Here is a 12,954-nt window from a genome sequence, read left to right as displayed (position 1 = left end):
CATCGGGACCGGGCCGCAGAATTGTGTGGTAAACACAATATTAATACGACCGGCCACCTACGTCGAGTATGCGCGCAGTATACGCGACTGACTTGTCCGCCGCAATCGAGACCGCCATCGGTTCCCAGACCTGCCTGGAGTGTCTCCAGCGCTACGGGATCGACGCGATCGACCTCGTCACAGTCACGAGTCCCAACGTCACGACCGGCATGCCCGGTAGCGACGTCGGGGGACGCACGAAGCAGGCGCTCGCACGCCAGCGCCGGCTGCTCGAGGACGAGGGCTTCACCGTCGAGACACACGTCCTCCGGGGGACGCCGCACCGACGTATCAACGGCCTCGCCGATCGCGTGAACGCCGACCTCATCATCGTCGGGTCGCGTGGGCAGAGCCCACTCGAGCAACGGTTCATCGGCGGCACGGCCCGCAACGTGGCCCGAACAGCGGTTCGGCCGTTGCTGGTCCAGCGGATCGTCGAAGGCGAGAAGGAACCCGAAGTCGCCAACGAACACCTGTTCCAGCGGGTCCTCTACGCGACGGACTTCTCCGAGAACGCCGAGCGGGCGTTTGACGAGTTCGAGCAGCTCCAGTCGGCGACGGAGGAAGCGACGCTACTCCACGTGGCGCCGCCGGAACGTCGGGCCGGCAGCGAGGGCGACACCGACGCGGACGCGGAGGCCCAGTTAGCCGAGTTAGCCGATCGGCTGGAGTCGTTGGGCATCGAGACCCGAACCGTCGTGCGAGCGGGCGAGGCCGCCGACGAGATCCTGGCCGCAGAGGAGGAGTTCGACCCCACGACGATCCTCATGGGATCGCGGGGGCAGGGGCCGATTCGCCGCCTGCTGCTGGGCAGCACCTCCGAGACGGTGACTGCCAGGGCGCGGTCGAACGTGCTGCTCGTGCCGCCGTCGAAGACGCGCTGAACGGTCGGCACTAGGGCTCGATCCGGGAGAGCCGCATCGCGTTCCCGGTGACGCCGAGGGTCATCCCGGCGTCGCCGACCAGCACGGCCGCCCAGATGGGGACGAGTCCGAACGGCACGGCGAGCGCGAGCGCCGCCTTCGCGCCCAGACTCACCCAGATGTTCTGGCGGATGACGCTGTTCGCGTCGTGAGAGAGCTCGTAGAGGTAGGGCAGCCGGGAGAGGTCGTCGCCCATCAGCGCGATGTCGGCCGTCTCGAGGGCGGTGTCCGTCCCCGCCGCACCCATCGCGACGCCGACCGTCGCCGTCGCGAGCGCGGGCGCGTCGTTGATCCCGTCGCCGACCATCGCCACGCCGTCGCCGGCCGCGTCGAGTTCTTTCACCGCGTCGACCTTGTCCTCGGGGAGCAGTTCCGCGCGGTACTCGTCGACGCCGACGCGCTCGGCGATCGCCCGCGCCGTGCGCTCGTTGTCCCCCGTGAGCATGACCACGTGCTCGACGCCGAGATCGTGGAGCCGGGCGACGGCGGCCTCGGCCTCCGGGCGCACCTCGTCGGCGACGGCGATCACGCCCTCGATCTCCGCGTCCGTGCCGACGAGGACGACCGTCTTCCCCTCGGCCTGGAGTTCGGGCACGACCGTCTCCAGCAGGTCGACGCAGTCGTTTCGCTCACACAGCTGCTGGCTCTTCCCGGTCACGACGCCGCCGTCGGTCGCGGCGTGGACGTGGTTGAGGTCGAACCCGAGTTCCTCGAACAGCCCGGGCTTGCCGGCGTAGTGGGTCTCCCCGTCGAGGTCCGCCCGGACCCCCTTCCCGGTGATGCTCTCGAACTCGTCGAGGTTGCGTCGGTCGACCTCCCGCTGCTGGGCGCGGTCGACGATGGCCTCGCCGATCGGGTGCTCCGACCGGCGTTCGAGCCCGTGGGCACACCGGAGCACGTCCGCTTCGGTGCGGTCGCCGAGCGGGATCACGTCGGTGACGCTGAGTTCGCCCGTGGTGAGCGTCCCCGTCTTGTCCAACGCGACCGCGTCGACCTCGCCCATCGCCTCGAGGTGGTTGCCGCCCTTGATCAGGACGCCGTTTTTCGCGCCGCTGGTGATCCCCGAGACCACCGAGACCGGCGTCGAGATAACGAACGCACACGGACACGCGAGCACGAGCAGCGTCAGGCCGTAGACGATCGCTTCGGTCTGCGTGGCGCCGAGAACGGTCGGCGTCGCGAGCGTCACCAGCACGGCGAAGGCGACCACCACCGGCGTGTAGTAGCCCGCGAAGCGCTCGACGAACTGCTCGCGCTCGGTCTTGTTGGACTGGGCGTCCTCGACCATCTCGATGATCCGGGAGAGCGTGTTGTCGCCGGCCGCCGAGGTCACCTGTAGTTCGAGGTAGCCCTGTTCGTTGATCGTCCCGGCGTACACCTCGTCGCCCGGGGTCTTGTCGACCGGGACGCTCTCGCCGGTGATCGGCGCCTGGTTCACCGCGCTCTCGCCGTCGGTCACCTCGCCGTCGAGGGGGATCTTCTCGCCGGGTTTGACGACGACCGCGTCGCCGACGTTCACGTCGTCGACGGACACCGTGACTTCCTCGCCGTCACGCCGGACCGTCGCCTCGTCCGGCGAGAGGTCGATCAGCTCCTGGAGCGAGTTGCGGGCTTTGTCCATCGAGTAGCGCTCCAGCAGTTCGGCGACGCTGAACAGGAACGCCAGCGTCGCGGCCTCCATGTACAGCGACTCCCCGAACCCGACGCTGACGGCGATTGCGCCCAGGATCGCGAGGCTCATCAGGAGGTCGATGTCGAGGTTCCGGTTGCGGAGCGAGTAGTAGCCGCCGCGGACGATCTCCTGCCCGCCGGCCACGACGGCCGCGAGAAACAGCACGTCCGCGGTCGTGAGCGCGATGCCGCCCGCTGCGAGTAGCTCGGCGTTCACACCGCGGAGGACGAACTCGAAGAGGAGGCCGAGCAGCGTGAACACGCCGCTGATCCACGTCTTGATCGCGCGGCGGCTGCGCCAGACGCTGTCGGTTCCGGCGACGCCGCCGTCGCCGTCGGCCGAGGAGTCGACGACCTCGTACCCAGCGCCCTCGATGGCCTCGCGGACCGCCGCGGCGGACGTGTCGGACTGATCGAACGTGACGACGACCTTCCCGGTCGTCGGTTCGGTCCGGTAGCCCGTGACCCCGTCGAGGGCCGTGATCGCGTTCTCGACCGTCCCGGCACAGGACGGGCAGTCCATCTCGGGGGCGGTGAACGTCTCGGTCGCCTCGCCGACGGCGTCGTCGATCTCGTACCCCGCCTTCTCCACGCGCTCGGCGACGTCCCCGGGGGCCGCGCCGTCGCCGTCGTAGCTGACTCTCACCTTCCCCGTCGTCACTTCCGGATCGACGGTCTCGACGGCGTCGAGTTCCCGGACGCTTGTCTCGACCTTGGTGGCACAGGAGGGACAGTCCATCCCGGGGACGCTGAGCTCGACTGACTCCGCCGTTTCGGAGCCGGCCGGATCGCCGTTTTCGGGGGGCGGGGAGCTGTCGGCGCCCTCGTCGTGGTCCCCCTCGGATTCCTTCGGACCGCTCATGCCTGCCGGTAGTCGCTGTGTAGTTAATAATCCCGCTGCTAACGACCCGGGGTAAGATGCGTCTTTTTAGTAATCGAGCGGGAATTATTTATTAAGTCGTCCGTCGGTGCTCCCGGAGTCGGGGTCGCCGTCGCGGCTGCAATCGACCGTCGTCTCGCCCCGACACCGTTATATGAGGAGGTGTTCAACTACTCATTCATGAGCTCGCAAACGGACCGCCTCGAACGACTCATCACCGAGGAAAACGGCGGCTGCTGTGACGCCGACCTGGAGGCACGGCTCGATACGCTCCGGTCGCATCAGTCCGCGGCGCCCTCGGATCTCGACGCTGATCTGCGCGCGCTCAAGACCCTCGGGAACGATACGCGGTACAACATCGTCCGGCTACTCACGGCCGCGGATGGGGAACTGTGTGTCTGTGAGATCAACCCGGTCGTCGACGTCAGCGACAGTGCGATCAGTCACGCCCTCTCGGATCTCCTCGACGCCGGACTCGTCACGCGGCGAAAAGACGGGACGTGGCGGTACTACGAGACCACTGATCGCGCCGAGGCGCTCCTGGCAGCCCTCGACGAGACGCGAGGGACCGACCGATGACCGACACCCCGGTTCGCGTGGCGTTCGTGTGCGTCCAGAACGCCGGGCGGTCGCAGATGTCGACCGCGTTCGCCGAACGGGAACGGGACCGTCGCGGTCTCGGCGACGCCGTCCAGATCCGTACTGGCGGCACTCGCCCTGCCGAGCACGTTCACGACGTCGTCGTCGACGCGATGGGCGAGGCCGGGTTCGACCTCTCGGATCGCAGCCCGGGGGCGATCTCGTCGGACGAGCTCGCGGCGTGTGACTACGTCGCCACGATGGGCTGTTCGACGCTCGACCTCGACGCGGACCGATCCGCCGTCGATGTCCGTGACTGGGCGCTCGACGATCCCGACGGGGCGGACCTCGAAGGGGTCCGAGCGATCCGCGACGAGATCCGTGACCGCGTGAGTGCGCTTTTCGACGAAATCGAACGCGAGGTGACCACCAGTGCCTGAACCAGGAGACTCCTCGACGGAGTCCAGTCTCGACCCACAGACACAACGAGAAGTCGTGCGGGAACGGTACGCACGCATCGCGACCGAAGAGCGTGCCGGTGACTGCTGTTCGACTGACGATTCCTGCTGCAGTTCCGCGGAAGCCACCGCCCCCGCCGACGAGACGGCGCGGAAACTCGGCTACTCGGACGCCGAGTTGTCCAGTGTCACGGAGGGGGCGAACTTGGGGTTGGGCTGTGGTAATCCCCAAGCGATCGCGTCGCTGGACGCCGGTGACTCGGTGCTCGACCTCGGATCGGGGGCGGGGTTCGACTGCTTCCTCGCCGCACGGGAGGTCGGCGACGCGGGCCGGGTGATCGGCGTCGACATGACTCCGGAGATGGTGGAGAAGGCACGCGAGAACGCCCGGGAGAACGGAACAGACAACGTCGAGTTCCGACTCGGTGAGATCGAGCATCTCCCGGTCGCGGACGCCAGTGTCGACGTGATCATCTCGAACTGCGTCGTGAACCTCTCGCCGGAGAAGCCACAGGTGTTCGAGGAGGCGTTCCGCGTGCTCCGTCCGGGCGGCAGGCTCGCCATTTCGGACGTCGTGCTGACCGCCGAGGTCCCCGCCGACGTTCGGGCGGATCCGGAGTCCGTCGCGTCCTGTGTCGCCGGCGCGTCGACGATCGACCGCCTCGAAACGATGCTCGCCGCGGCAGGGTTCACGTCGGTGGATATCGCGCCGAAAGACGACAGTGAGGAGGTCATCCGCGACTGGGACGACGAGTACGACGTGAGCGAGTTCCTCGTCGCCGCCGCCATCACTGCCCGGAAGCCGGAGGTGGACGGTGAGTAACGTCGACCACGGCCCGAACTGCGACTGCCCGGACTGCGGCGATCCGCGGTCGATGGACTTCCTCGACAAGTACCTCACCGTCTGGATCTTCGGTGCGATGGCCGTCGGCGTCGGCCTCGGCTACGTCGCTCCCGGCGTGACCCGGCCCATCCGGGAGTTCCACCTCGTGGAGATCGGCCTGATCCTGATGATGTACCCGCCGCTCGCGAAGGTCAACTACGGCCGGCTCCCGACCGTCTTCAAGAACGGGAAGGTGCTGGGGCTGAGCCTCGTCCAGAACTGGCTCATCGGCCCGACCGTGATGTTCGCGCTGGCGATCGTCTTCTTCAGCGGGCTCGTCCCGGGGCTGCCGGCCCGACCGGAGTTCTTCCTCGGGCTCGTGTTCATCGGGATGGCCCGGTGTATCGCGATGGTGCTCGTCTGGAACGAACTCGCGGACGGCTCCAGCGAGTACGCCGCCGGACTGGTCGCGTTCAACAGCGTGTTCCAGATCGTCACTTACGGCGTGTACATCTGGTTCTTCGCCCTGTTCGTCCCCGACCTGCTGGGACTGGAGGCGCTCGCAGCGGGCATCAACGCCTTCGACATCGGCCCCTGGGAGGTGTTCACCGCGATCGCGGTCTTCCTCGGGATCCCCTTCGCCGCGGGGATCGTCTCGCGCGTCGTCGGGACGCGCACGAAGGGCGTCGAGTGGTACGAGGAGGAGTTCGTGCCGGCGATCGACCCGCTGACGCTGATCGCGCTGCTGTTCACCGTGGTCGTGATGTTCGCGATGCAGGGCGAACGCATCGTCGGCCAGCCCAGCGACGTGCTCCTGATCGCGGTCCCGCTGACGATCTACTTCGTGGTCATGTTCCTCGTCAGCTTCGGGATGGGCCACGGCATCGGCGCCGACTACTCGACGACGACCGCGATCGGCTTCACCGCGGCCTCGAACAACTTCGAACTCGCGATCGCCGTCGCCACCGCGGTGTTCGGTGTCGGCTCCGGCGTCGCCTTCGCGACGGTCATCGGACCGCTGATCGAAGTGCCCGTCCTGCTCTCGCTCGTGTACGTCGCGCTGTGGCTCCAGCGCCGGCTCGACTGGACCGGCCACGGGACGGGATCGCTCGGGAGTACGAGAACGGGGAGCACCGCCGGCGACGACGCCGATCACCTCACCGAGGACGACTGACTCGTGTCCGTCGACACGCTGCCGGCCCTGACCGACGCCCCCGGACGCGCGACGGCAGTTTCGGGTGGGGACGAACGACCGATCCGCCGGGTCCGGTTCGGACCGCTTTCGTCTGTGTTCAGAACGCGGGTCGCTCGCAGAAGGGAGCGCTGGTGACCGCAAGGCCCTTCGGCGAGATCCCGTTATTGGGTATCAATGGGTTCGAAGGGCAAGATTACGAGACGCCGAGCACTCCTCGCCGGCACCGGGACGCTCGGTTTCGGCGGCGCCGTCGCGTATCTCGCCTCCCGCAGCGGCTCGAGTGCGGGTGAGTACGTTCCGGAAACGTCCCACCCCAGCGACGGGACGACCGGCTTCGGCGTCGAACTCGCCGGGCGACCGATCGCCGGACAGGCGGACGCCCCAGTCGACGTCTACTACTGGACCGACTACCTCTGCCCGTTCTGCAAGCGCTTCGAGACGGAGACGCTCCCGAAGGTGGGCCGGAACTACGTCGACGCCGGCGACGTGCGGCTGGTCGCCCTCGCCTTCCCGGTCATCGGCGAGTACTCCACGCCGGCGGCGGTCTGGGGGCGCTGTGTCTGGGAGACGGTCGCCGCCGACGAGCCGGCTGCCTTCTGGCGATGGCACGGTGCCGCGTTCGACGCCCAGGAGAGGAACGGGAACGACTGGGCGACCGCGGAGACGTTCAGAGGGATTACGGAGCGAACGGCGGGCGTCTCCCTCGACGCGGTCGAGGAGTGCCGGCAGTCTCGCGGCGACGCGGTCCGGGAGTCGATCACCGTCGACGCCGAGCTGGCCCGATCGGTCCCGTTCCGGGGGACGCCGGGATTCGTCATCTACAACCGCGAGAGCGACGCCGCGGGCAAGATCACCGGCGCACAACCCTACGAGAACTTCGCCGACGCGATCGACCGGGTGCTGGACGCGTGACCGACACTCGTCACCGGGGCTGGCTTCGCGATCTCCGCGATGGGCTCGCCTACCCGCTCACGTCGAACCGGCGACTACTGCTCGCCGGGGTCGCGACGGCGGTGACCTACGCCGTACTGGTGTTGAGCTCGTTCCCGCAGTTCGCCGTCCAGACCCTCACCCGCGACCCGGCCCAGCTCGCCTACGCCGTGTCGGCGCTCACACGGGAGGTGTACCTCGGAACCGGCTGGTTGGGGATCGCACTCGTGGCCGCCTACGCGCTCCTGACGGGCGTCGCCGTCACGAACGCCGTCGCAGTCGCCCGCCGGGCGCGACGCGGCGGGGCGTCGACGCTCGCCGGCGTCCTCCCGGGGCTGCTCGCCGCCGGCTGTGCGAGCTGTGGTGCGGGCGTCCTCGGCACGCTGGGGTTTCTCGGTGCGATGGCGGCACTCCCGTTCGAGGGGAACCTCCTCCGGATCGGCGGGATCCTGCTGCTGGCGTACTTCGTGGGACGGACCGGCGACCCGCGGACCTGCTCGATCGACCCGACCCGGTGAACCGGCGTCGATCCGCGCTACTCGCAGCGGTCGCGCGTTTCGAAGCGCCGACCGGTTCCCGGTATTGTGCAACGTGCGGTGTTCTTTAGGTTGGGCGGACGAAACGTCGCGTATGTGCAACACGTTCGGTGGCGACGGCGGGGCAGGGGGCGGCCGAACCGACGCGGTTGCCACGTCCTCCGAGGGGGCCGACGATGCCGACGAGTAGCCCCGTCGACGTCACGACGCGGCGGGAGGCGCTCGTGGAGCTGGCGCTCGATCTCCTCGCGGTCGATACGGCGAACCCGCCCGGCGACACCCGGGAGGTCGTCGACCTGGTCGAGTCGTGGCTGGAGCCGCTGGCCGTCGAGACCGAGCGGTTCGCGGCCGATCCGGCGAAGCCGAACCTCCTCGTGACGGTGCCGGGCGAGCGCGATCGGACGCTGCTGTTCAACGGCCACCTGGACACCGTGCCCTACGACGCCGACGAGTGGTCGTTCGACCCGGGCGGCGAGCGCGTCGACGACCGCATCTACGGCCGCGGCGCGACCGACATGAAGGGGGCCGTCGCGTCCATGCTGATGGTGCTGCGGGCGTACGCCGAGGGTCCGACGCCGCCGGTCACGCTGCAGTTCGCGTTCGTCAGCGACGAGGAGGTCGGCGGCGACGCCGGGCTCCCGGCGCTGCTGGACGCCGGAAAACTCGACGCCGACGCCTGCGTCATCGGCGAACCGACGTGCAACGAGTGGCGCCACTCCGTCACCGTAGCTGACCGGGGCAGCATCTGGCTGACGCTGTCGGCCAGCGGCACCGCCGCCCACGGGTCGCGGCCGGTTCTCGGCGACAACGCGATCGACCGACTCTACGGCGCCGTCGAGACGCTGCGGGACCGGTTCGGGACGGTCGAACTCGACCTCGACCCCGCGATGGCGGCGATCGTCGACGAGTCGGTGGAGTACTACGCGCCGACCATGGGCGAGACGACCGCGCGGGACCTCTTCCGGTACCCGTCGATCAACCTCGGCGTCCTCGATGGCGGCGAGGCGGTCAACAGCGTCCCGCAGACGGCCAGTGCGGAGATCGACATCCGTCTGACCGCGGGCGTCGACACGTCGGCGATCCTCGCGGAGATCCGCGACTGTGTCGCCGACTGCGAGGGGATCACGATCGCGGACGTCTCCTGGAGCGTCGGAACCGCGGAACCGATCGACGGACCGCTGGTCGAGGCAGTCGCGTCGACGGCGGCGGACGTGACCGGCGACCGGATCTATCGCCGGAGCGCGACGGGCGGCGGCGACGCCAAGCGACTGCGGAACCACGACGTACCGACCGTCGAGTTCGCGCTGGGGACCGACACCGTCCACGCCGTCGACGAGTACACGACCGTCGACGCGCTCCTCGGTAACGCAGCGGTGTACGCGCGGCTCCCGGCCGTGTGGGCCGACCTGGTCGACGCCTGACGGTTGCCGTGAACCCGTTGCTGGCTGTCACTACCGCCAGCCGGGCCTGCACGAAACAGTAATGAGTGTTCGGACGAAATTGTCCCGTATGGAGTATACTCTACAACAGCAGGTCGACGGCGAGTTCGACGACGTGGTCGATCGGACGATCGAGGCGCTCGGCGACGAGGGGTTCGGCGTGCTCTGTGACATCGACGTCCGGGCCACCTTCGCGGAGAAACTCGACGAGGAGTTCCGCCAGTACCGCATTCTCGGCGCGTGCAACCCGGCGCTCGCGTTCGAGGGGCTCGGCGAGGAGATCGAACTCGGCGCGCTGCTGCCCTGCAACGTCGTCGTCTACGAGGAAGGCGACGGGAGCGTCGTCGTGAGTGCCGTCGATCCCGAGCGCCTCCTCGACGTTGCCGGGAACGACGACCTCGAACACATCGGCGCCGAGGTCGGCGACCGGTTCGAGCGCGTCCTCGACTCGCTGTAGTCGGCGACGATTCCGTTTCTCCGTCCGACAGCTACGTGCAGCCACGAACAGCGCCTGTGTTCCCACAGTCTTGAAACTACTACGCATTATTAAGGAGGTTGGCCACCCATATGCAACTGTACTAATGACTGACACCGATATCGCCTACGACGAGACCGTCGACGCGCGTGGCTCGGCCTGCCCCGGCCCGCTGATGGACCTCATCGGCGAGATGCGCGACGCCGACTCGGGGACCGTAGTGCGGCTGTTGAGCGACAACGATCAGTCGCTGACGGACGTGCCCGAGTGGACCGAGGAGGCCGGTAACGATCTCCTCGAAGTGGACGAGGGCGACGACTACCACACGTTCTACGTCGAGAAAGCATGACCGACCACATCGCGATCGTCGGCGGCGGCACCGGGGGCACCGTCCTGGCGAACAACCTGGCCGAGCGACTGGACACGGAGATCGAGCGCGGCGAGGTCCAGGTCACGCTGATCAACGACGACCCGGACCACGTCTACAAGCCGGTCTGGCTGTACGTCCCCTTCGGCCAGCGCGAACCCGAAGCCGGTCGGCGACCGCTCGAGGAGCTCGTCGACGACGCCGTCGACCTCCGCATCGACCGCGTCACCGACCTCGACACGGACGCCCACCGCCTCCAGGCGCGGGACGGCGGCGCGATGGAGTACGACTACCTCGTGCTCGCGACGGGGTCGACGCTCGTGCCGGAGAAGATTCCCGGGCTGGCGTCGGCTGCACACGACTACTACAGCGAGTCGGGCGCGACCGAGCTCCGGGAGGAACTGCTCTCCTTCACCGAGGGTCGGATCGTGCTGAGCGTCGTCGGCACGCCGCACATGTGCCCGGCTGCGCCCCTGGAGTTCGTGTTCATGGTCGACGACTGGTTCCGCGAGCGTGGGCTCCGGGACGACGTCGAGATCACGTACACCTACCCCATCCAGCGGGTCCACGGCAACGCCAACATCGGGGAGTGGGCGCGCCCGATCATGGACGAGCGCGGCATCGAGGTCGAGACGTTCTTCAACGCCGAATCGGTCGACCCCGACGCGGAGACGATCACCTCGATGGAGGGGACCACCCTGGAGTACGACCTCCTCGTGGGGATCCCGCCCCACAGCAGCATCGACCTGATCGAGGAGGCCGGGCTCGGCGAGGACTGGGTCGACGTGGACAAGCACACCCTCGAGGCCGAGGCCGCCGACGACGTGTACGCGCTCGGCGACACGGCCGACACGGGCGTCCCCAACGCCGGCAGCGTCGCCCACTACCAGGCCGGCGTCGTCGGGCAGCGGCTGGCCAGCCAGATCCGCGGCCGCCCCGCGACGGCGACCTACGACGGCAAGACGCTGTGCTTCATCGAGACGGGGATGGATTCGGCGTCGTTCGTCGAGTTCGACTACGAGAACCCGCCGTCCCCGGCGCCGCCGTCGGAGAAGCTCCACTGGTCGAAGCTGGCGTACAACGAGGCGTACTGGCTGACTGCACGGGGGCTCCTCTGAGATGTCGGAGGAGTCACTGCCCGAGACGAGCGAACTCGAGGCCGCCATCGAGGAGAACCCCGAGGCGGTCGCGTCGTTCGTCCGCCGTCTCGACGCCGTCAACGAACTGCTCGACGTGCTCTCGCTCGGCGAGAGCGCGCTGAGCGACGAGATGGTGCGGGAACTGTCGGGCACGACCGCGACGCTGGCCGAGTCCGCCGACGGACTCGCGACCGAGGAGACCGTCGGGCTCGCCGGCGCCGTCGGCGACAACGGCGCCGAACTCGAGGCCGCCCTGGAGTCGCTAGTGGAGCTCCAGCAGACGGGCACCCTCGACGAGCTCGTCGAACTCGCGGAGGTCGTGTCGCTTGGCACCGCCGCGCTGGACGACGAGATGGTCCGCTCGCTCGCGGACACCGGCGGCTCGGTGGGCGAACTGGCCCAGACCGCCGCGGACGACGACACCCGCGACGGGCTCGAGACGCTGCTCGAGGGCGTCGGCGAGGCCGAACAGGGGGAGCCGGAACGAGTCGGCGCCCTCGGGCTGGTGCGGGCGGTCCGGGATCCCGAGGTCCAGTACGGCCTCGGCTACCTGCTGGCACTCGCCGCGGCGCTGGGCCGTGCGAAGTCGGGCGGCGCCGACGAGTAGCGCCGCTTCTCGGCTTTCGTTCGGTCCGTCAGTGTCGGCGACGCGGCACCGGTCGAACACCCTGTCGTGGGTGGAGACGGCGCCGCTGTCGGTCACAGTCGGCGCGCGGGGTACCCTCGCAGAAAACTACTGGATCTCGACGCGTCCGTCGCCACGGACGACGACCTCGTCGTCGCCGTACTCGAAGCGGACCGCGACTCCGTCGGCAGTGTCGGCGTGGTCGACTATCGCGTTGAGCGCGTCCGGATCGACGACCGTCGAGAGCGGCGGCGTCAGGTCGCCGGGATCGACGCCGGTTCGCTCGGCGATCACGTCGACGACTCGCGTTGCGGGGCGGGGGGTTGTTGGGGTCATCAGACGAGCAGTTGGATGTCGGCTTCGGCCATGTCCTGGATGGCGGTGGCGGCGCCGACGCCGGTGGTGACGCCGTCGTAGAAGTTCTCCTCGTCGTAGTCCATCAGGTCGATGGTCATCTGACAGGCCTGGAACTCCACGCCCATATCGAGGGAGGTCTCGATGAGCTCCTCGATCGAGGCGGTCTCGTTGTCGTCGATCTTCTTCTCCATCATCTTCGTCGTCATGCGGTCCATCCCCGGGATCGCGCCGATCACGTTCGGAACCGGCATGTTGGGGTTACCGACCGAACTGAGCTTGAGGTCTTTCGAACGCTCCTCGTGGAGGATTTCCAGCCCCCAGAACGTGTGGAACACGGTGACCTCGTAGCCGAACGCCGCTGCCGTACTCGCGAGGATCAGCGGCGGGTACGCCATGTCCAGCGTGCCCTTCGTGGCGATGATGGACATCTTCTTCTCGTCCTCGCCGGTCTCGGCGGCCACGTCGGCGAGTTCCTCCTCGAGCTCCTCGACGCGGGCGGCCAGTTCAGCACGCGAGGG

At 68.4% G+C, this 12,954-nt stretch carries 15 protein-coding genes; 12 read left to right on the top strand and 3 right to left on the bottom strand.

The window, feature by feature from the left end; translation table 11 throughout:
* Window positions 1-68 precede the first annotated feature (68 nt).
* Window positions 69-923 (top strand): universal stress protein, encoded by an 855-nt coding sequence (locus BMZ83_RS11910; RefSeq protein WP_074878949.1) that lies wholly within the window; start codon window positions 69-71, stop codon window positions 921-923.
* Window positions 924-933: 10 nt separating this feature from the next.
* On the opposite strand, the gene BMZ83_RS11905 is transcribed toward BMZ83_RS11910, so the two are convergent.
* Window positions 934-3,495: a heavy metal translocating P-type ATPase gene (locus BMZ83_RS11905; protein WP_074878947.1), complete on the bottom strand. Its 2,562-nt coding sequence runs from the start codon at window positions 3,493-3,495 to the stop codon at window positions 934-936.
* A 198-nt stretch (window positions 3,496-3,693) separates the two neighbouring features.
* Between BMZ83_RS11905 and BMZ83_RS11900 the strand changes: the two genes are divergently transcribed.
* From BMZ83_RS11900 to BMZ83_RS11850, 11 genes are all read left to right on the top strand, one after another.
* Window positions 3,694-4,092 (top strand): ArsR/SmtB family transcription factor, encoded by a 399-nt coding sequence (locus tag BMZ83_RS11900; protein ID WP_074878945.1) that lies wholly within the window; start codon window positions 3,694-3,696, stop codon window positions 4,090-4,092.
* On the top strand, window positions 4,089-4,532 hold the full coding sequence (locus BMZ83_RS11895; protein ID WP_074878943.1) for an arsenate-mycothiol transferase ArsC: 444 nt from the start codon (window positions 4,089-4,091) through the stop codon (window positions 4,530-4,532). The genes BMZ83_RS11900 and BMZ83_RS11895 overlap by 4 nt, the downstream gene beginning before the upstream one ends.
* Complete coding sequence (locus tag BMZ83_RS11890; protein ID WP_074878941.1) at window positions 4,525-5,373, top strand: arsenite methyltransferase; 849 nt, start codon at window positions 4,525-4,527, stop codon at window positions 5,371-5,373. The genes BMZ83_RS11895 and BMZ83_RS11890 overlap by 8 nt, the downstream gene beginning before the upstream one ends.
* Window positions 5,366-6,547 carry an ACR3 family arsenite efflux transporter gene (gene arsB / locus BMZ83_RS11885; RefSeq protein ID WP_074878939.1) on the top strand — a complete coding sequence of 394 codons (1,182 nt, stop codon included), beginning with the start codon at window positions 5,366-5,368 and terminating at the stop codon, window positions 6,545-6,547. Before BMZ83_RS11890 ends, arsB begins: the two co-directional genes overlap by 8 nt.
* Before the next feature lie 195 nt (window positions 6,548-6,742).
* Entirely contained in the window at window positions 6,743-7,480 is a 738-nt protein-coding gene (locus BMZ83_RS11880) for a DsbA family protein (RefSeq protein ID WP_074878937.1), read from the top strand.
* The gene (locus BMZ83_RS11875; RefSeq protein ID WP_074878935.1) at window positions 7,477-8,016 is read left to right on the top strand and encodes a hypothetical protein; all 540 of its coding nucleotides are present in this window, start codon (window positions 7,477-7,479) and stop codon (window positions 8,014-8,016) included. Before BMZ83_RS11880 ends, BMZ83_RS11875 begins: the two co-directional genes overlap by 4 nt.
* 194 nt (window positions 8,017-8,210) lie before the next feature.
* The gene (locus BMZ83_RS11870; RefSeq protein ID WP_074878933.1) at window positions 8,211-9,455 is read left to right on the top strand and encodes a M20 family metallopeptidase; all 1,245 of its coding nucleotides are present in this window, start codon (window positions 8,211-8,213) and stop codon (window positions 9,453-9,455) included.
* 88 nt (window positions 9,456-9,543) lie between these two features.
* The gene (locus tag BMZ83_RS11865; protein WP_074878931.1) at window positions 9,544-9,930 is read left to right on the top strand and encodes a DUF302 domain-containing protein; all 387 of its coding nucleotides are present in this window, start codon (window positions 9,544-9,546) and stop codon (window positions 9,928-9,930) included.
* A gap of 124 nt (window positions 9,931-10,054) precedes the next feature.
* Window positions 10,055-10,297, top strand: a complete 243-nt coding sequence (locus BMZ83_RS11860; protein ID WP_074878929.1) for a sulfurtransferase TusA family protein — start codon at window positions 10,055-10,057, stop codon at window positions 10,295-10,297.
* A complete protein-coding gene (locus tag BMZ83_RS11855; RefSeq protein WP_074878927.1) occupies window positions 10,294-11,433 on the top strand; it encodes an NAD(P)/FAD-dependent oxidoreductase in 1,140 nt (379 codons plus the stop codon). Before BMZ83_RS11860 ends, BMZ83_RS11855 begins: the two co-directional genes overlap by 4 nt.
* Window position 11,434: 1 nt before the next feature.
* Window positions 11,435-12,061, top strand: a complete 627-nt coding sequence (locus tag BMZ83_RS11850) for a DUF1641 domain-containing protein (RefSeq protein WP_074878925.1) — start codon at window positions 11,435-11,437, stop codon at window positions 12,059-12,061.
* A gap of 126 nt (window positions 12,062-12,187) precedes the next feature.
* Here the strand turns inward: BMZ83_RS11850 and BMZ83_RS11845 are convergent, their stop codons facing one another.
* Both BMZ83_RS11845 and BMZ83_RS11840 read right to left on the bottom strand, forming a co-directional pair.
* The gene (locus tag BMZ83_RS11845) at window positions 12,188-12,415 is read right to left on the bottom strand and encodes a HalOD1 output domain-containing protein (protein ID WP_074878923.1); all 228 of its coding nucleotides are present in this window, start codon (window positions 12,413-12,415) and stop codon (window positions 12,188-12,190) included.
* Window positions 12,415-12,954, bottom strand: a 540-nt coding sequence (locus BMZ83_RS11840) for a DsrE/DsrF/DrsH-like family protein (protein ID WP_074878921.1), incomplete at its 5' end; no start/stop codon positions are given. The genes BMZ83_RS11840 and BMZ83_RS11845, both read right to left, overlap by 1 nt.

Origin of the sequence: Halolamina pelagica (assembly GCF_900115675.1) — an archaeon.
In the GTDB taxonomy this organism is placed as follows: Archaea; Halobacteriota; Halobacteria; order Halobacteriales; family Haloferacaceae; genus Halolamina; species Halolamina pelagica.
This window is presented reverse-complemented; position numbering and strand designations above follow the sequence as displayed.